This window comes from Allorhizobium undicola ORS 992 = ATCC 700741, from assembly GCF_000621665.1.
In the GTDB taxonomy this organism is placed as follows: Bacteria; Pseudomonadota; Alphaproteobacteria; order Rhizobiales; family Rhizobiaceae; genus Allorhizobium; species Allorhizobium undicola.
In genome coordinates this window covers 1-19,221 of record NZ_JHXQ01000031.1, presented here as the reverse complement: position 1 = coordinate 19,221, position 19,221 = coordinate 1, and the positions used below count along the sequence as shown (strand labels likewise).

The following is a 19,221-nucleotide window of genomic DNA, read 5'->3' as shown; positions in this document are numbered from 1 at the left end:
CCAGAAGCTCGGCGTCGTCAACCTGGTCAACCTTGTTCAGGAACACGACGATGGCCGGAACGCCAACCTGACGGGCCAGAAGAATGTGTTCGCGCGTCTGCGGCATCGGGCCATCGGCAGCCGAGCAAACCAGGATCGCGCCGTCCATCTGTGCGGCACCCGTGATCATGTTCTTCACGTAGTCGGCGTGGCCGGGGCAGTCAACGTGCGCGTAGTGACGAGCAGGCGTTTCATATTCAACGTGTGCCGTCGAAATCGTGATACCACGAGCCTTTTCTTCCGGCGCGGCGTCGATCTGGTCATACGCCTTGAACTCGCCGAAGAACTTCGTGATTGCTGCCGTCAGAGACGTCTTGCCATGGTCAACGTGGCCGATCGTGCCAATGTTAACGTGCGGCTTGTTGCGCTCAAACTTACTCTTTGCCATTTTCGGCTCTCCGTTCTTTATCCCTGTTCGGGAAAACTGTTGTTTTTTCGGTTAGAGCATAATCCGACCGGAGTGAAACGAGGATCGATAAGATTATGCTTCAAAAAAGAAAACATTAGAGCGCCGATATGATTCAATCAGATCGAAAAGCGCTCTAACGGGCTCCGGTCACTTCTGACCGGAGTACTTCGCCTGGATTTCAGCAGCGACGTTGTTCGGTACCGGCGCATAGTGATCGAACACCATGGAGTACTGAGCGCGGCCCTGCGACATGGAGCGCAGGTTGTCAACATACTTGAACATGTTGGCCAGCGGCACGTGGGCATTGATAACCACGGCAACGCCGCGGCTTTCCTGACCCTGGATCTGACCACGGCGGGAGTTCAGATCGCCGATAACGTCACCGACGTAATCCTCCGGCGTCACAACCTCGACCTTCATCATCGGCTCGAGCAGCTGAGCGCCCGCCTTCTTGGCTGCTTCGCGGAAGCAGGCGCGAGAAGCGATTTCGAAGGCCAGAACAGACGAGTCAACGTCGTGGAAGGCGCCATCGATAAGCGTGGCCTTCACGCCGAGCATCGGGAAGCCAGCAAGCGGACCCGAAGACAGAACGCTTTCGATACCCTTCTGCACGCCCGGAATGTATTCCTTCGGAACAGCACCGCCAACGATCTTGGATTCGAACTTGAAATCTTCGCCTTCCGGGTTCGGTTCGAAGATGATCTTGACGCGCGCGAACTGGCCGGTACCACCGGACTGCTTCTTGTGCGTGTAATCTTCTTCGTGCTGCTTCGTGATCGTTTCACGATAGGCAACCTGCGGAGCGCCAACCGTCGCTTCGACCTTGAACTCGCGACGCATACGGTCAACGATGATGTCCAGGTGAAGCTCGCCCATGCCGGCAATGATCGTCTGGCCCGACTCGTGGTCGGTCTTGACGCGGAAGGACGGATCTTCAGCAGCCAGACGGTTCAGGGCAAGGCCCATCTTTTCCTGGTCGCCCTTGGACTTCGGCTCGATCGCGATCTGGATAACCGGTTCCGGGAATTCCATGCGCTCGAGGATAACAGGCTTCAGCGGATCGCAGAGCGTGTCACCCGTGGTCGTTTCCTTCAGGCCGGCCAAAGCAACGATGTCGCCAGCAAAGGCTTCTTCGATGTCTTCACGGCTGTTGGAGTGCATCTGCAACATGCGGCCAACGCGCTCGCGCTTGTCCTTGACCGTATTCATGACCGAAGCGCCCTTTTCGAGCTTGCCGGAATAGATACGAGCGAAGGTCAGCGAGCCGACGAAGGGGTCGTTCATGATCTTGAAAGCAAGCATCGAAAGCGGCTCGCTGTCGTCAGCGTGACGCTCGATTTCGGCTTCCGTCTTGAAATCGATACCCTTGATGGCCGGAATGTCCAGCGGCGAAGGCAGATAATCGACAACGGCGTCGAGCAGCGGCTGTACGCCCTTGTTCTTGAAGGCAGTGCCGCAGAACATCGGGTGGAACTTGACTTCGATCGTACCGCGACGCACCAGCGCACGGATCTTGTCGTTGTCGGGCATCTCACCGTTGAGATAGGCTTCCATCGCTTCTTCGTCGATCTCGACAACGGTCTCGATCAGCTTTTCGCGATATTCTTCAGCCTTGTCCTTCAGGTCGTCCGGAATCTCGACGACGTCCCACTGGGCGCCGAGCGATTCATCGCGCCATACGAGAGCATTCATCTCGATCAGGTCCACAACGCCCTTGAACTCGGTTTCAGCACCGATAGGGAGCTGCATGACGACAGCGGTTGCGCCAAGGCGGGTCTTGATCATTTCCACCGAGCGGTAGAAGTCAGCACCGGTCTTGTCCATCTTGTTGCAGAAGATCATGCGCGGAACATGATACTTCTCAGCCTGACGCCAGACGGTTTCGGTCTGGGGCTCAACGCCGGCATTGGCGTCGAGCAGGGCGATGGCGCCATCGAGAACGCGCAAGCTGCGTTCGACTTCGATGGTGAAGTCAACGTGGCCGGGCGTGTCGATGATGTTGAAGCGGCGCATCTTGCCATCGCGACCCTTCCAGAAGGTCGTGGTAGCAGCGGAGGTGATGGTGATACCACGCTCCTGCTCCTGCTCCATCCAGTCCATCGTGGCTGCGCCATCGTGAACTTCGCCGATCTTGTGCGACTTGCCTGTGTAATACAGGATACGCTCGGTCGTGGTCGTCTTTCCGGCGTCGATATGCGCCATGATGCCGAAGTTGCGGTAGTCTTCGATTTTATATTCGCGAGCCATTTTGGACTGCCTTTTGAAATACGATCGTCTTGATTACCAGCGGTAATGCGAGAAGGCGCGGTTTGCGTCAGCCATCTTGTGCGTGTCTTCACGCTTCTTGACGGCGGAACCGCGATTGTTCGCAGCATCCAGCAATTCGCCGGAAAGACGATCAACCATGGTGGTCTCGTTGCGCTTGCGGGCAGCAGCGATCAACCAGCGGATTGCGAGAGCCTGACGGCGCTCCGGACGAACATCGACCGGAACCTGATAGGTTGCACCACCAACGCGGCGCGAACGCACTTCAACATGCGGCGCGACATTGTCGAGCGCCTGATGGAAGACCGCGATCGGCTCCTGCTTGGCCTTTGCCTGTACGGCGTCGAAGGCACCGTACACAATGCTTTCGGCAACAGACTTCTTGCCGTGGAGCATGATGGCATTCATGAACTTGGTAACAACCAGATCACCGAACTTCGGATCCGGATTGATTTCGCGCTTTTCAGCTTTATGGCGACGGGACATTATCTTGTCTCTCAAACGTTAAGGCGCTTTACCACGCGGAGAACCTCGCGCAGCGCCGGAAAAATCAAAAAACGACCGAAATCACTTCGGACGCTTCGCACCGTACTTGGAACGGCGCTGCTTACGGTTCTTCACACCCTGCGTATCGAGAACGCCGCGGATGATGTGATAACGCACACCCGGCAAGTCCTTTACGCGGCCACCGCGGATCATGACCACGGAGTGTTCCTGAAGGTTATGACCTTCACCGGGGATGTAACCGATGACTTCGAAGCCATTGGTGAGACGGATCTTGGCAACCTTACGCAGAGCCGAGTTCGGCTTCTTCGGGGTCGTGGTGTAAACGCGGGTGCAAACACCACGCTTCTGCGGATTTTCCTGCAAGGCAGGAACCTTGTTGCGCTTTACCTGCGCCTGACGCGGCTTGCGGATCAGCTGATTTACGGTAGGCATCTAACCATCCCTTGTCTTTTTCGTCTGAGGCCCCTTCGAGGCCCGGTGTCTTTGCCGTTTCCGGCGGCATCCGCACTGTTGCATCATGCACAAATGCGGCCCGATCCGCTTTACCGGATGGACCACAAAATGCATTTGACGCAGGATCGCCACTTGAGGACGATATTCGCCTTTTCACTGTGCGTTTAGAGCCCTGTTTGAGATATGGTCCGGCACGAGGCGTCCCGAATGACAGGACCTCACATTGGCTCCGATGCGGGGCGTACTACTGTTTTCACCCCATTCCGTCAAGCCTTGGCGCCAAATTAATGCCGGAAAGCCTCCGTCCAGCCTGTTTATGAAGGCATAATGACAAGGTATCAACATTTTTGCGCCATTGGCAATCGAAATCCCATAGCATTCTTTGCAGGGACCGCTAAGAATCCGCACAGCCCGTTGTTACGAGCTTTTCCACTCATCAGCCGATTCGACTCACGCGACTTCGCCGGCGTTTTTGGCGAAATTCGCCCTGCCCCGCACAAAGTAGACAGAGCATGGTATGCGCTTTTTTCTTGCCGTGATTGCAAATCCGGCTGAAATCCGGTGTAGATTGCTTTCGCTTCGCTCTTCAAGGAAAATTGCATGATTACTTCCCCAGACAACGACAATAAGTCAGACGGACCGATGGTCTTCATCATCATCGCCAAGGCCTATGAGGAGGGAGACGATACCGGCATTGACCTTCACATCCTGCTTCAGGCGCCCGACGATGACACCGCCGTTCGCGAAGCGCTGAACGCCCTGGCGGAGGAAGGCTTCCTTGAGGCTGATCTCGACCAGATCGGAATGGTCATGGAAGTCCCCGACGAAGAACCCCATGCGTCTGCCTATCAGGGCGCGCTGGAGGGCGAGGTCGCGATCATACGATTTGGATAGCCGTTTTTTTCCTCCGGCGTGAGAACAAAGCCTCCGCTGTTTCTCACGCGGCAGATCTTGCCCAAGAAAAAGCCGCCGGGATCGCTCCCGGCGGCTTTTTTACGCATGTGTCCTGAGCCTTATTCGGCCGCCGGAGCATCCTCGCCCGCCATGTCGCGAAGCATGGGGGTAGCAAGGTCTGCACCCGTACCCTTGCGGCGTTCCTCGAGAATAAGGTCGTCGCGCGATGTGGCAATGCGGCGGATCTGCGTCATCGTGCCGCCGGTACCAGCCGGGATAAGGCGGCCGACGATGACGTTTTCCTTGAGGCCTTGCAGCGTGTCCATCTTGCCGGCAATGGCAGCTTCCGTGAGCACCTTGGTGGTTTCCTGGAAGGATGCAGCCGAGATGAAGGACGGCGTCTGCAACGAAGCCTTGGTGATGCCGAGCAGAACGGGATCGCCGAATGCGGGCTTCTTGCCCTCTTCGATGAGCCGGTCATTCACGTCATCCAGTTCGATCCGGTCAACATTGTCACCAACGATGTACTGGCTGTCACCCGCATCGGTGATTTCGACCTTTTGCAGCATCTGGCGAACGATCACTTCGATGTGCTTGTCGTTGATGACAACGCCCTGCAAGCGGTAGACTTCCTGGATTTCGTTCACGAGATAGGAAGCAAGTGCCTCCACGCCCTTGATCGCCAGAATGTCGTGCGGAGCCGGATTACCGTCGAGGATGTAATCACCCTTTTCGATGTAGTCGCCTTCCTGAAGATGGAAGGGCTTGCCCTTCGGGATCAGGTATTCAACCGGCTCGACACCGTCTTCCGCAGGCTCGATGATGACACGACGCTTGTTCTTGTAGTCGCGACCCAGGCGGATCGTACCATCGATCTCGGCGATGATGGCGTGATCCTTCGGACGGCGGGCTTCGAACAATTCGGCAACGCGCGGCAGACCACCGGTGATGTCCTTGGTCTTGGCGCTTTCCATCGGCGAACGCGCAAGCACGTCGCCCTGGCTGACCTTCTGACCCGGCTCGACCGAGAGGATGGCATCGACCGACAGCTGGAAGCGGGCTTCCGCACCACGGGCCAGACGAACGACATTACCGGAAGCGTCCTTGATGACGATCGCGGGCTTGAGATCGGAGCCGCGCGGCGTCGAACGCCAGTCGGTAACCTGACGCTTGGTGATGCCGGTCGATTCGTCGGTTGCTTCCTGCATGGACAGACCGTCCACCAGGTCCTCGAAATGCACGACACCGGCAACTTCCGTCATCATCGGACGGGTATAGGGGTCCCACTCAGCGAGACGCTGACCGCGCTTTACCTTGTCGCCATCGTCCACATAGATCTTCGAACCATAGGCAACACGCTGCGAAGACCGTTCAACGCCACGCTCGTCAAGGATGGTGATGGCCATGTTACGGCCCATCGCCACGAAGACGTTTTCGGAATTGCGCAACATGTTGCGGTTCTTGATCAGGATCGTGCCTTCGTAAGACGCTTCAAGGAACGACTGGTCAACAACGTTTGCCGTTCCGCCAAGGTGGAAGGTACGCATGGTCAGCTGGGTGCCCGGTTCACCGATGGACTGTGCGGCGATAACGCCGACGGCCTCACCCATGTTGACCGGCGTGCCGCGCGCAAGGTCGCGACCGTAGCAGACCGAGCAAACACCGGTCTGAACTTCGCAGGTCAGTGCGGAGCGAATACGGATGGACTGGATGCCAGCCTTTTCGATCTCGATCACATCTGCTTCCAGGATCATGCGACCGGCATCGACGATGCGCTGGCCCGTTACCGGATGATCGATGTCATCCAGCGCCGTACGGCCGAGAACGCGAGCTCCGATGGAGGCGACCACCTGACCAGCATCGACGATAGCCGTCATGGTGAGGCCCTTGTCGGTACCGCAATCCACGAGGTTGACGATGCAATCCTGCGCAACGTCAACGAGACGGCGCGTCAGATAACCCGAGTTTGCCGTCTTCAACGCCGTATCCGCCAGACCCTTACGGGCGCCGTGGGTGGAGTTGAAGTACTCGTTAACGGTCAGGCCTTCCTTGAAGTTGGAGATGATCGGCGTCTCAATGATTTCACCTGACGGCTTGGCCATCAGACCACGCATACCGCCCAGCTGACGCATCTGGTTCGGAGAACCACGCGCACCGGAATGCGACATCATGTAGATAGCGTTCATCGGCTTCTGACGACCGGTTTCCGGATCGAACTCAACGGCCTTGATGCGGGCCATCATGTCTTCGGCGACCTTTTCAGTGGCCTTGCCCCAGGCATCGACGACCTTGTTGTACTTTTCGCCCTGCGTGATCAGGCCGTCATTGTACTGCTGCTCGTATTCCTTCACCAGCGCTTCGGTGTCGCCAACGATCTTCGCCTTGGAATCCGGGATGACCATGTCATCCTTGCCGAAGGAAATACCGGCGCGGCAGGCATGGCGGAAGCCGAGCTGCATGATCCGGTCGCAGAAGATAACCGTGTCTTTCTGACCGCAGTGACGGTAGACCGTGTCGATCATCTTGGAGATGTTCTTCTTGGTCATTTCCTGATTGCAGATGTCGAAGGGAACATTCACGTTCTTCGGCAGCAGTTCACCGATAATAAGACGGCCTGGCGTGGTGTCATAGATCTTCGAAACCGGCTTGCCGTCGGCATCAACCGTCTTGAACCGGCCCTTGATCTTGGCGTGCAGCGTGACAACCTTGTTTTCCAGCGCGTGGTGCAGCTCGCCCATGTCAGAGAAGGCCATGCCTTCGCCCGGCTCGTTCTGGTTCATGATCGACAGGTAATAGAGACCGAGAACCATGTCCTGTGAGGGAACGATGATCGGTGCGCCGTTCGCCGGATGCAGGATGTTGTTGGTAGACATCATCAGCACGCGGGCTTCAAGCTGGGCTTCCAGCGACAGCGGCACGTGAACGGCCATCTGGTCGCCGTCGAAGTCGGCATTGAAGGCCGTGCAGACGAGCGGATGAAGCTGGATGGCCTTGCCTTCCACCAGAATAGGTTCGAAGGCCTGAATGCCCAGACGGTGCAGCGTCGGCGCGCGGTTCAGAAGAACCGGATGCTCGCGGATGACTTCGTCCAGAATATCCCAGACTTCCGGCTTTTCCTTTTCAACCAGCTTCTTGGCCTGCTTGACGGTGGAGGAATATCCCTTCGCGTCAAGGCGGGCGTAGATGAATGGCTTGAACAGTTCCAGCGCCATTTTCTTCGGCAGGCCGCACTGATGCAGCTTGAGTTCCGGACCCGTCACGATAACCGAACGGCCCGAATAGTCCACACGCTTGCCGAGCAGGTTCTGGCGGAAGCGGCCCTGCTTGCCCTTCAGCATGTCCGAAAGCGACTTCAGCGGACGCTTGTTGGCGCCGGTGATGACGCGGCCGCGACGGCCGTTGTCGAAGAGCGCATCGACGGATTCCTGCAACATGCGCTTTTCGTTACGGATGATGATGCCCGGCGCGCGAAGCTCGATCAACCGCTTCAGACGGTTGTTACGGTTGATGACGCGGCGATAGAGATCGTTCAGGTCGGAGGTGGCGAAACGGCCACCATCCAGCGGCACGAGCGGACGCAGATCGGGCGGGATCACCGGCACGACCTTCATGATCATCCACTCCGGACGGTTGCCGGACTCGATGAAGTTCTCGACGATCTTGAGACGCTTCATCAGCTTCTTCTGCTTCAGGTCCGACGTGGTATCCGCCAGCTCCGAACGCAGATCGCCCGCGATGCGCTCAAGGTTCATGGAAGCGAGCATTTCATAGATCGCTTCAGCGCCGATCTGGGCCGTGAACTGGTCTTCACCATATTCATCGACCGCCATCATGTATTCTTCTTCGGACAGAAGCTGGTTCTGCTTCAGCGCCGTCAGACCCGGCTCGATGACGATATAGTTCTCGAAATAGAGAACGCGCTCGACATCCTTCAGCGTCATGTCCAGAAGCGTCGAGATACGCGACGGCAGGGACTTGAGGAACCAGATATGGGCAACGGGCGCCGCCAGCTCGATATGACCCATGCGCTCACGGCGAACCCGCGACAGCGTCACTTCGACGCCGCACTTTTCGCAGATGATGCCCTTGTATTTCATGCGCTTGTACTTGCCGCACAGGCACTCGTAATCCTTGATCGGACCAAAGATGCGCGCGCAGAACAGGCCGTCGCGTTCCGGCTTGAACGTACGATAATTGATGGTTTCCGGCTTTTTGATTTCGCCGTAGGACCAGGAGAGAATCTTCTCAGGGGAAGCGATCGAAATCCGGATGGAATCGAAATGCTGCGCAGGCATCTGCGGGTTGAAAAGGTTCATGACCTCTTGGTTCATGCCTATCTCCTTATGGGGCCTAAAGCCCTCGAGCTTGGTTCGCGCACGGCACATTCCCGGCATACCGCAGCAAACCTTTAAACGACAATAACCGCTGAATGCGGCAAAAGTCCCCTCACCGGCCCATTAACCTGACCGGGAGGAGACGGCGCGCGCGAAAGGCGCGCGCCCACTGTCACTGTTACTCCGCAGCGTCCGGCAAATCGCTGGCACCGTCTTCCGGCAGGAGCTTGGAATTTTCCAGCTCGACCGAAAGGCCAAGAGAGCGCATTTCCTTGACGAGAACGTTGAAGCTTTCCGGAATACCGGCTTCGAAGGTATCGTCCCCACGGACAATCGCCTCGTAAACCTTGGTACGGCCAGCCACGTCGTCGGACTTGACGGTGAGCATTTCCTGCAACGTGTAAGCTGCACCATATGCTTCCAGAGCCCAGACTTCCATTTCCCCGAAACGCTGACCGCCGAACTGTGCCTTGCCACCAAGCGGCTGCTGGGTAACGAGCGAGTAAGGACCGATCGAGCGGGCATGGATCTTGTCATCGACAAGGTGGTTCAGCTTGATCATGTACATGTAGCCGACAGTGACGCGACGGTCGAAGGCTTCACCCGTACGGCCATCATACAGAACCGACTGACCCGACGGATCAAGCCCGGCCTTGGTCAACATCTCCGACACGTCACTTTCATGCGCACCGTCGAAAACCGGCGTTGCGATGGAGACGCCGCGCTTGGACTGTTCAGCCAGGCGAACCAGCGCGTCGTCGTCGAACTTCGAGACTTCATCCTGCGACTGGCTGGAATAAACGTCCGTCAGCGTTTCCTTGAGCGCGCTGATGTCCAGATGCTTGCGATAATCCTCAAGCATCTGACCGATCTTGCGACCCATGCCGGCGCAAGCCCAGGCAAGGTGGGTTTCAAGGATCTGGCCAACGTTCATTCGCGAAGGAACGCCGAGCGGATTCAGCACGATGTCAACATGCGTACCGTCTTCCAGGAACGGCATGTCTTCAATCGGCACGATACGCGAGACAACGCCCTTGTTACCGTGACGGCCGGCCATCTTGTCGCCGGGCTGGATCTTGCGCTTAACGGCAACGAAGACCTTGACCATCTTCATGACGCCCGGAGGCATCTCATCGCCGCGCTGGACCTTTTCCACCTTGTCCATGAAGCGCTGCTCAAGGCGCGACTTGGATTCGTCGTACTGGCCGCGAAGCGCTTCCAGTTCGCCCTGAACCTTCTCGTCCTCGACAGCGAACATCCACCATTGCGAGCGGGGATATTCGGAGACAACGGCATTCGAAAGTTCCACGCCCTTCTTGAAGCCCTTCGGACCGGCAATCGAGACCTGACCGCGCAGCATGTCGAGCAAGCGGCCATAGACGTTGCGATCCAGAATGGCCTGCTCGTCGTCACGGTCCTTGGCGAGTCGTTCGATTTCCTCGCGTTCGATCGCCATGGCGCGTTCGTCTTTTTCAACGCCGTGGCGATTGAAAACGCGGACTTCCACCACCGTACCGAAGGTTCCGGGCGGCATCCGCATCGACGTGTCACGCACGTCGGACGCCTTCTCACCAAAGATGGCGCGCAGAAGCTTTTCTTCCGGCGTCATCGGGCTTTCACCCTTCGGCGTGATCTTGCCGACCAGAATGTCACCCGGCTGAACTTCCGCACCGATGTAAACGATACCGGCTTCGTCGAGGTTCTTCAGCGCTTCTTCCGAAACGTTCGGAATATCGCGCGTGATTTCTTCCGGACCGAGCTTGGTGTCGCGGGCCATGACTTCGAATTCCTCGATGTGGATCGAGGTGAAGACATCTTCCGAAACGATGCGCTCAGACATGAGGATCGAGTCCTCATAGTTATAGCCGTTCCACGGCATGAACGCGACGAGCGCATTGCGGCCGAGTGCGAGATCGCCAAGATCCGTCGAAGGACCGTCGGCAATGATGTCACCCTTGCCGATAACGTCACCAACCGTCACCAGCGGGCGCTGATTGACGCACGTATTCTGGTTCGAACGCTGGAACTTCTGCAAACGATAGATATCGACGCCGGACTTCGACGGATCGAGATCTTCCGTGGCGCGGATAACGATACGGGTCGCATCCACCTGGTCCACCACGCCGCCACGACGCGCACCAATGGCAGCACCGGAGTCACGAGCAACGATCGGCTCCATGCCGGTTCCGACAAACGGGGCTTCGGCACGCAGCAGCGGCACGGCCTGACGCTGCATGTTCGAGCCCATGAGAGCGCGGTTGGCGTCGTCGTTTTCAAGGAACGGAATAAGAGCTGCGGCAACGGACACCAACTGCTTCGGCGAAACGTCCATCAGGTTGATGGTGTCGCGCGGAGCCAGCATAACTTCGCCCGAGTGACGGCAAACCACGAATTCTTCCGAGAAAGAACCGTCGGTTTCCAGCGGCGCGTTGGCCTGGGCAACGTAATACTTCGCCTCTTCCATTGCGGAGAGGTAGATCACGTCACTCGTCACCTTGCCGTCAACGATCTTGCGGTACGGGCTTTCGATGAAGCCGTACTTGTTGACGCGGGCAAAGGTCGCCAAAGAGTTGATCAGACCGATGTTCGGGCCTTCCGGCGTTTCGATCGGGCAGATACGGCCGTAATGGGTCGGGTGAACGTCGCGGACTTCGAAGCCTGCGCGCTCGCGGGTCAGACCGCCCGGACCAAGAGCCGAAAGGCGGCGCTTGTGGGTGATTTCCGACAGCGGATTGACCTGGTCCATGAACTGGCTGAGCTGCGATGAACCGAAGAATTCGCGAACAGCAGCCGCAGCCGGCTTGGCGTTGATCAGGTCCTGCGGCATGACGGTATCGATTTCGATCGACGACATGCGCTCCTTGATGGCGCGCTCCATGCGCAGAAGACCAAGGCGATACTGGTTTTCCATCAGCTCACCGACCGAGCGAACGCGGCGGTTTCCGAGGTTGTCAATATCGTCGATTTCACCCTTGCCGTCACGAAGCTCAACGAGCATTTTGACGACTGCAAGAATGTCTTCCTTGCGCAGGACGCGAACCGTATCAGGCGCGTCGAGGTCAAGACGCATGTTCATTTTCACGCGGCCAACTGCCGAGAGATCGTAACGCTCTGCGTCGAAGAACAGCGAGTTGAACATGGCTTCCGCGGATTCCATGGTCGGCGGCTCGCCTGGGCGCATCACGCGGTAGATATCGAACAAAGCGTCCTGACGGTTTTCGTTCTTGTCGGCCGACAGGGTATTGCGGATATAGGCACCCACATTGACGTGGTCGATACCGAGAACCGGGATCTCCTCGAAGCCAGCCTCGAGAATGACGGGAAGCGACTTTTCGTCGATCTCATCGCCGGCTTCCATATAGATTTCGCCGGTCCGGAAGTTGACGATGTCTTCCGCCAGATAATTGCCGTAGAGATCCTCGTCCGTTGCCTTCAGGGCCTTCAGGCCCTTTTCCGTCAACTGACGCAGAAGGCGCGGCGTAAGCTTCTTGCCGGCTTCGACAACGACTTCACCGCTATCGGCATCAACCATATCGACAATGGTCTTGGAACCTTTCAGCGTTTCCGGCTGGAACGGCACGCGCCAGCCCTTGCCGTCGCGCTGATAGACAGCCTTGGAATAGAAGGTGGAGAGAATGTCTTCGCCATCCATGCCAAGCGCCATGAGGAGCGACGACACAGGGATCTTGCGGCGCCGGTCGATACGCGCATGAACGATGTCCTTGGCGTCGAATTCAATATCGAGCCAGGAACCGCGATAAGGGATGACGCGCGCGGCAAACAGAAGCTTGCCGGAGGAATGGCTCTTGCCCTTGTCATGATCGAAGAAAACACCCGGCGAACGGTGCATCTGCGAAACGATAACGCGCTCGGTACCGTTGACGATGAAGGTGCCGTTATTGGTCATGAGCGGCATGTCGCCCATGTAAACCGACTGTTCCTTGATGTCCTTGATCGAGCGAGCGCCCGTATCCTCGTCAATATCGAATACGATGAGGCGCAGCGTGACCTTCAGCGGTGCGGCATAGGTAAGATCCCGCTGCCGGCACTCATCGACGTCGAACTTCGGTGGCTCGAATTCGTAGGACACGAATTCCAGCATCGACGCACCGGAAAAATCGGTGATCGGGAAGACGGATTTGAAAACAGCTTGAAGCCCCTCTTCAGGACGGCCACCCTTGGGCTCGTCAACCATGAGGAACTGGTCATAGGATGCCTTTTGAACCTCGATGAGGTTCGGCATTTCTGCGACTTCTGGAATTTTTCCGAAAAACTTGCGTACGCGCCTGCGACCGTTAAAGGTAAGGGTCTGAGCCATCGTCGCTCCTTGTCAGTTTGCACCCGGGCCTGCAACAGACGGTCATCGCTGGCCAGGCGATACCGTCAATCATGGATCTTCAATCTCGTTCCGAAACCCTTGTGCAGGCCGGATTGCCTTGCACGCCGATTCGCAACCATCCTCTTGAGAACCCATTACCCAAAAGCCGTTTCACCGGCTTTTGGGTAATAACTTCCAGAGAAATGCAGGTTGGGAGAGAGGAACCCCTCTCTCCCTTCCACATTTCAGAATTACTTGACGTCAACCTTGGCGCCAGCTTCTTCAAGCTTCTTCTTGAGGTCGGCGGCTTCAGCCTTGGAAACGGCTTCCTTGACCGGCTTCGGAGCGCCTTCAACCAGGTCCTTGGCTTCCTTGAGGCCGAGACCGGTGATGCCGCGAACTTCCTTGATGACGTTGATCTTGTTGGCGCCAGCGTCAACGAGGATAACGTCGAATTCGGTCTTTTCTTCTTCAGCCGGAGCAGCTGCGCCTGCACCGCCAGCAACGGCAGCAACAGCTACCGGAGCAGCAGCCGAAACGCCCCACTTGTCTTCCAGAAGCTTTGCAAGTTCAGCAGCTTCCAGAACGGTCAGGGCGGACAGGTCTTCAACGATCTTAGCGAGATCAGCCATTTTGTAGTTCCTTTTGTGTTCGGTTCGAACTGGTAAAATTATAAACAGCGAAAAACCGCCTTAAGCGGCTTCGTCCTTCTTTGCATAGGCCGCGAAAACGCGGGCAAGCTGGCTTGCCGGAGCCTGAACGACGCCTGCAACCTTGGTAGCCGGAGCCTGAAGAAGGCCCAGCAGCTTGGCGCGCAGTTCGTCCAGAGAAGGCAGGGTCGCAAGCGACTTGACGCCTTCCGCGTTAAGCGTGGTCGAACCCATGGTACCGCCCAGAACAACGAGCTTGTCGTTGGTCTTGGCAAATTCCATGACGACCTTGGGAGCCGTGATCGGGTCGGCGCTGTAAGCAATCAGCGTCTGGCCCTTGAAGAGATCTGTCATCCCTTCAGACTCCGTGCCCTGAAGAGCGATCTTGGCCAGACGGTTCTTCGCGACTTTGACGGTGCCGCCAGCAGCGCGCATTTTGGAACGGAAGTCGTTCATCTGCGCAACTGTGACACCAGCATAGTGGGCCACGACAACCGAACCGGAAGCCTTGAAGACTTCGTTCAGCTCCGTGACGAATTCGCGTTTTTCCGCTCTTTCCACTGTCTGTCTCCAGTTGACAAAACCCTCATACGAGAGATTTGCCGGGTTTGCCTTTGCCTCAAGGGATCTTCGAGAGATCCCAAGCGACGCTTGAGGATCCTGTCCCCTCGCTCTGGAAAATCCAGGCTAAGGCTCCGAAGGCTCGAACCGAACATCAAGACGTCTACAGACGTTTTAAAAACTCGGGTCTAACCCGTCTCATGCAGGCGATCATTAAGGCCGAAGCCACCCACAATCTCGGACAGGAATATCCAGCCTGTGGCCGGATATTTTTCCGGCCCAGAAGGACCGGAAAACTTTAGTAAAAGGCTGGAAGACTCCAGCCTTCAGAAATCAGGCCGAAACGCTCGACGGATCAACCTTGACGCCAACGCCCATGGTCGAGGAAATCGCCACACGCTTGACATAGTTGCCCTTGGCGCCAGCCGGCTTTGCCTTGATGACGGCGTCGGCGAAGGCCTTGATGTTTTCTTCAAGGGCCTTGGCATCGAAAGAGGCCTTGCCGATACCGGCATGGATGATACCAGCCTTCTCGACGCGGAACTCGACTGCACCGCCCTTGGAAGCCTTGATCGCGCCAGCGACGTCCATGGTGACGGTGCCAACCTTCGGGTTCGGCATCATGCCACGCGGGCCGAGAACCTTACCGAGACGGCCAACCAACGGCATCATGTCAGGGGTCGCAATGCAACGATCGAAGTCGATCTTGCCGCCCTGGACGATTTCCAGCAGGTCTTCCGCACCAACGATGTCTGCACCGGCAGCCTTGGCTTCATCAGCCTTGGCGCCACGTGCGAAAACGGCAACGCGAACGTCACGGCCCGTGCCGTTCGGCAGGTTGACGACGCCGCGAACCATCTGGTCTGCGTGGCGCGGGTCAACACCCAGGTTCATTGCGATCTCGATGGTTTCATCGAACTTGGCGGTCGCACGCTCCTTGACGAGAGCGATAGCGTCCGAAAGAGCAACGAGCTTGGTGGGATCGATGCCTTCGCGGATCTTCTGAAGACGCTTTGCAAGCTTAGCCATGATCAACCTACCACTTCCAGGCCCATGGAGCGGGCGGAGCCCTCAACCATTGCCATTGCGCCTTCAACGTCGGCAGCATTCAGATCCTTCATCTTGGCTTCGGCGATTGCACGAACCTGGGCCTTGGTGATGGAGCCAACCTTGGCGCCCTTGCCCGGAGTCTTGGAACCGGACTGAATCTTTGCTTCCTTCTTCAGCCAGTACGTAACCGGCGGCTGCTTCATCGCGAAGGTGAAGGACTTATCCTGGTAATAGGTGATGACGACCGGGATCGGCATACCCTTTTCCATTTCCTGCGTGGCGGCATTGAACGCCTTGCAGAATTCCATGATGTTAATGCCACGCTGACCAAGTGCGGGACCAATGGGCGGGGACGGATTAGCGGACCCTGCCTTGACCTGCAGCTTGAGCTGGCCTGCAACTTTCTTAGCCATTTCTCTCTGCCTTTCACTTCGGACCAGTTGCCTGGCCCCTTATGCCAGCCTCGGCTGGCGGCTGCGGTTGCGTGGTACGTTTGGATAACCCGGCTTCAGGCCACCATCCTCCCACGCGATTGCGGAGAAACTCCGCAACGATCAGACCTTTTCGACCTGACCATATTCCAGTTCGACAGGAGTCGCACGACCGAAGATCGAAACCTCGACCTTAAGACGCGAACGCTCCTCGTCAACATCCTGAACGACACCGTTGAAGGATGCAAAAGGCCCATCCGAAACACGAACTTGCTCCCCGATCTCGAACGAGACGGAAGACTTGGGCCGCTCGACACCTTCCTGAACCTGACCGAGAATACGATCAGCCTCATGATCCGGGATCGGCACAGGCTTGTTATCGGACCCAAGGAACCCCGTTACCTTCGGCGTATTCTTGATGAGGTGATAAGCCTCATCCGTGAGGTTTGCACGCACGAGGACATAGCCAGGGAAAAACTTCCGCTCGCTATCAACCTTGCGTCCGCGACGGACCTCGACAACCTTCTCGGTCGGCACAAGAATCTTTTCGAACAAATGCTCAAGCCCCTTCTGGCGAGCCTTGTTCTCAATGTCTTCCGCAACCTTCTTCTCAAAATTCGAGTAAGCGTGGACGATATACCAACGCGCCGCCATGTTCGTCTCCGCCCTAGATTTTACAAGCTGGCATTCAGCACGAGGCCGAGCACCCAGCCGATCAACTGATCCGCCGCAAAGAAAAACAGCGAAGCAAAGAAGACCATGGCAAGAACCATAGCCGTAGAGATGCCGGTTTCCCGGCGCGAAGGCCACGTGACCTTTGCCGTCTCTGAACGAACCTGTTGCAGGAACGCAAATGGATTGCTCTTGGATGCCATCTAATGCCCACGCATTTACGGCGCGTAAAGCTGAACGACCAGCCCCACGCACCGCGTGTCTGTTTCTTGCCTACATAAACGCCGAATCTCCAAATCACAAGGGAAAAAACAGCGTTTAACGAAAATCCGCCAAATCCTTCAAAGCAATCTCACCATGAAAAGAAAATGGCAGGGGCAGAGGGGCTCGAACCCCCGACCTGCGGTTTTGGAGACCGCCGCTCTACCAACTGAGCTATACCCCTATTCGACCCTGCGTCGCGACATATTCGCGCCGCTCATTGGTCTGCGCTCCCTTTAAGAGACTGAATCACGATTGGCAAGCGCCTTTTTTCCATTTCACGCGATGCTGTGGATAATAATGATTTTTTCGCTCGCAACCTTGGTTCAATCGCGCAAACTCAATTGCCTTGACGGCACACTTCGCATTTCCAATGCTCCGCACGCGACGGGGCCGAGGTGGGAAATGCGACCGCCCGTCTTTTCCTAACCCTATCCGAATCGGTGGACGATGTGCCTAGCCAACCTTGGCTTTCGCGGCGTTCAGCCGTTGTTTGCGGGTGCGAGGCTTGAGGCTCTTTGACAGACCGTAAAGCCAACGCTGCAATCGCGTTATTGAGATAAGCCTGTCGATTTCCTTGTTTGCGCCTTCCAGTCGGGAGGCAAGCACATCGACGCCGGAAAGCGCTACCGCGCCCGGATCAAGGTCGGGAAATCTTTTCAGCAATGCCGCGTAATGATTAGCCTCCGCGGCTCCCGGCGCGATGAGGCGGCCCGAATGGATGAAGAGCCGAAGGACGACCTGTTCGTAGGTCCAGTCATGCAGATGGAAGATTTTCCATTTTTCGCTTCGTCTTGCCGAGAAGCCATCGAGCACGATTTTTTTGCCCGGCAGGCTGTCTGCCAACCACAGCGCCAGGGCAAAACCACTGGTGGGAATATGATCGCCGGGATAGAAATCAGTGAAGTAGCTGGACAGGTCAAGATAACCGGCCGGAACGCCCTCGAACTTTTCGGCGCTACTGAAAACTTCGCCCGCATGGGCCCGCAGGTTCATCACCCCAAGGAAATTTTCGCCCGGGAAATACCCCACAACCTCTTTCACCTCGCGGCGATAGACGATGTTGGCACCAACGGAACCGCTTCGGGCGACAAGCATTGCCGGCCGATCGAACGGCGCCGCAAGAACCTTGTACACCTTATTGAAAAACACGAAGAGAGTGGATGACGGCAGATCGCGGCACAGGCGCGCCACATTGGCATCATCGCTATTGGCCACAAGCACAATATGCGTGAATGGCGAGAATAGCGCCTGCCATGCCGCGAAGTCTTCGAGTCCGGCGGTGGAAAGATCCTGAACCGGATATATTTTTTCGACCACCATCATACCTCGTGAGCCTGGAGCATTTTCAGGAAGGGTGGAAACCGCTTTTCCGCCGCCCCCAAATGCGTGGAAACAAAAAGCTAGAGCTTCTGGGTCACGTGCAGCATCCGGTCGCGTGCGGCGAACCATTCCTCCGCATAATCGTCATTTTTATAATCGTCGAAATACGGACCGCCATCGGTAAAATGTACGATTTTTGCCTCGGCGTCGTAGTCATATTCGTTGACAAGATAGTTCCAGTGAACCGGCAAGCCGCCGATCAACTCATCATTTTCCAGCCATTTGAACTGGTGCAGCTGCAAGCCTGTGGCCGTGTTGACGTAATCAGGTGTCAGTGCCTTGCAGCGCGCATTGTTGAACAGCATGACGCTCGACCAGTTTTTCTTTTCATATTTTGTCTGGGTCTGGCCAAGGAACTTCGTTTCGATCTTCGGTTGGTAGTCGTGTTTTACGCACATCACCGCGTAACGGTCGTCGCGCAGCGCCCAAAGCTCGGCAAGGTCAGCACGGGCGAGCATGTCACAGTCCATGAACAAGCTCCAGCCATCGAAATCGCTGAGATAAGGCACCAGAAAGCGCGAGAACGAAAACTCCGTGGACTGCAACGCATTGCGTTCCCGCGTGAAAATACCCTCAAGATTGGTCAGCACGATCGGCATGAACTCGACTGGCAAACTTGAACGTTCAAGGATGCTCTGCACAAGCACGTGGTAGGCGACCACCTCTTTGGAATCAAAGCCGATGAAAATTCTGAGTTTCGAGTCCATTTTCAGTTCCTTGCAAAGCTTTTCCTGCAACGCCAAAGACCTAACGCCCGCATTGCCGCTTTCCAAGCCTTCAGGACAGATTTTGCCCAAAATAAGGTGGATCAGCCCAAAAATAAGGTCTCGCGAGCACACTGTAGGATCGCCAAAAAAATAAGCGCGACCCTAAGGCCGCGCCCACTTATTTTCTCAATTGAGTATGACTTACTCGATGATGGAGGCGACGATGCCGGCGCCGACGGTACGGCCACCTTCGCGGATAGCGAAGCGCAGCTTTTCTTCCATCGCGA

At 56.7% G+C, this 19,221-nt stretch carries 17 protein-coding genes and 1 tRNA gene; 1 reads left to right on the top strand and 17 read right to left on the bottom strand.

Features of this window, described 5'->3' with window-relative positions; all coding sequences use genetic code 11:
• The 5 genes from T424_RS21455 to T424_RS22710 form a co-directional block, all read right to left on the bottom strand.
• Positions 1-427, bottom strand: a 427-nt coding sequence (locus T424_RS21455; RefSeq protein ID WP_027486242.1) for a GTP-binding protein, incomplete at its 3' end; no start/stop codon positions are given.
• Positions 428-595: 168 nt separating this feature from the next.
• Complete coding sequence (gene fusA, locus T424_RS0118115; protein ID WP_027488983.1) at positions 596-2,695, bottom strand: elongation factor G; 2,100 nt, start codon at positions 2,693-2,695, stop codon at positions 596-598.
• Between the two features lie 33 nt (positions 2,696-2,728).
• A complete protein-coding gene (gene rpsG / locus T424_RS0118110; RefSeq protein ID WP_027488982.1) occupies positions 2,729-3,199 on the bottom strand; it encodes a 30S ribosomal protein S7 in 471 nt (156 codons plus the stop codon).
• Positions 3,200-3,280: 81 nt separating this feature from the next.
• The gene (gene rpsL / locus T424_RS0118105) at positions 3,281-3,652 is read right to left on the bottom strand and encodes a 30S ribosomal protein S12 (RefSeq protein ID WP_003507760.1); all 372 of its coding nucleotides are present in this window, start codon (positions 3,650-3,652) and stop codon (positions 3,281-3,283) included.
• A gap of 359 nt (positions 3,653-4,011) precedes the next feature.
• Positions 4,012-4,275, bottom strand: a complete 264-nt coding sequence (locus tag T424_RS22710) for a hypothetical protein (RefSeq protein ID WP_154664983.1) — start codon at positions 4,273-4,275, stop codon at positions 4,012-4,014.
• Here T424_RS22710 and T424_RS0118100 point away from each other — a divergent pair.
• Positions 4,274-4,567 carry a hypothetical protein gene (locus tag T424_RS0118100; protein WP_027488981.1) on the top strand — a complete coding sequence of 98 codons (294 nt, stop codon included), beginning with the start codon at positions 4,274-4,276 and terminating at the stop codon, positions 4,565-4,567. The genes T424_RS22710 and T424_RS0118100 overlap by 2 nt on opposite strands.
• Positions 4,568-4,686: 119 nt before the next feature.
• On the opposite strand, the gene rpoC is transcribed toward T424_RS0118100, so the two are convergent.
• The 12 genes from rpoC to T424_RS22315 all read right to left on the bottom strand — a co-directional run.
• The gene (gene rpoC, locus T424_RS0118095; protein WP_027488980.1) at positions 4,687-8,898 is read right to left on the bottom strand and encodes a DNA-directed RNA polymerase subunit beta'; all 4,212 of its coding nucleotides are present in this window, start codon (positions 8,896-8,898) and stop codon (positions 4,687-4,689) included.
• Positions 8,899-9,079: 181 nt separating this feature from the next.
• Entirely contained in the window at positions 9,080-13,219 is a 4,140-nt protein-coding gene (gene rpoB / locus T424_RS0118090; RefSeq protein ID WP_027488979.1) for a DNA-directed RNA polymerase subunit beta, read from the bottom strand.
• A 251-nt stretch (positions 13,220-13,470) separates the two neighbouring features.
• Positions 13,471-13,851, bottom strand: a complete 381-nt coding sequence (gene rplL / locus T424_RS0118085) for a 50S ribosomal protein L7/L12 (RefSeq protein WP_027488978.1) — start codon at positions 13,849-13,851, stop codon at positions 13,471-13,473.
• 60 nt (positions 13,852-13,911) lie between these two features.
• Positions 13,912-14,430 carry a 50S ribosomal protein L10 gene (gene rplJ, locus T424_RS0118080; protein WP_027488977.1) on the bottom strand — a complete coding sequence of 173 codons (519 nt, stop codon included), beginning with the start codon at positions 14,428-14,430 and terminating at the stop codon, positions 13,912-13,914.
• Between the two features lie 333 nt (positions 14,431-14,763).
• Positions 14,764-15,459 (bottom strand): 50S ribosomal protein L1, encoded by a 696-nt coding sequence (rplA, locus tag T424_RS0118075; RefSeq protein ID WP_027488976.1) that lies wholly within the window; start codon positions 15,457-15,459, stop codon positions 14,764-14,766.
• 2 nt (positions 15,460-15,461) lie between these two features.
• Complete coding sequence (gene rplK / locus T424_RS0118070) at positions 15,462-15,893, bottom strand: 50S ribosomal protein L11 (RefSeq protein ID WP_027488975.1); 432 nt, start codon at positions 15,891-15,893, stop codon at positions 15,462-15,464.
• A gap of 141 nt (positions 15,894-16,034) precedes the next feature.
• A complete protein-coding gene (gene nusG / locus T424_RS0118065) occupies positions 16,035-16,565 on the bottom strand; it encodes a transcription termination/antitermination protein NusG (protein WP_027488974.1) in 531 nt (176 codons plus the stop codon).
• A gap of 20 nt (positions 16,566-16,585) precedes the next feature.
• Positions 16,586-16,786 carry a preprotein translocase subunit SecE gene (gene secE / locus T424_RS0118060; protein ID WP_027488973.1) on the bottom strand — a complete coding sequence of 67 codons (201 nt, stop codon included), beginning with the start codon at positions 16,784-16,786 and terminating at the stop codon, positions 16,586-16,588.
• A gap of 166 nt (positions 16,787-16,952) precedes the next feature.
• A tRNA-Trp gene (locus tag T424_RS0118055) sits at positions 16,953-17,028 on the bottom strand.
• Between the two features lie 272 nt (positions 17,029-17,300).
• Positions 17,301-18,170, bottom strand: a complete 870-nt coding sequence (locus T424_RS21450; protein ID WP_245269625.1) for a 3-deoxy-manno-octulosonate cytidylyltransferase — start codon at positions 18,168-18,170, stop codon at positions 17,301-17,303.
• Between the two features lie 77 nt (positions 18,171-18,247).
• Positions 18,248-18,934 carry a glycosyltransferase family protein gene (locus T424_RS0118045; RefSeq protein ID WP_027488972.1) on the bottom strand — a complete coding sequence of 229 codons (687 nt, stop codon included), beginning with the start codon at positions 18,932-18,934 and terminating at the stop codon, positions 18,248-18,250.
• A 201-nt stretch (positions 18,935-19,135) separates the two neighbouring features.
• Positions 19,136-19,221, bottom strand: an 86-nt coding sequence (locus tag T424_RS22315) for an EF-Tu C-terminal domain-related protein (RefSeq protein WP_154664984.1), incomplete at its 5' end; no start/stop codon positions are given.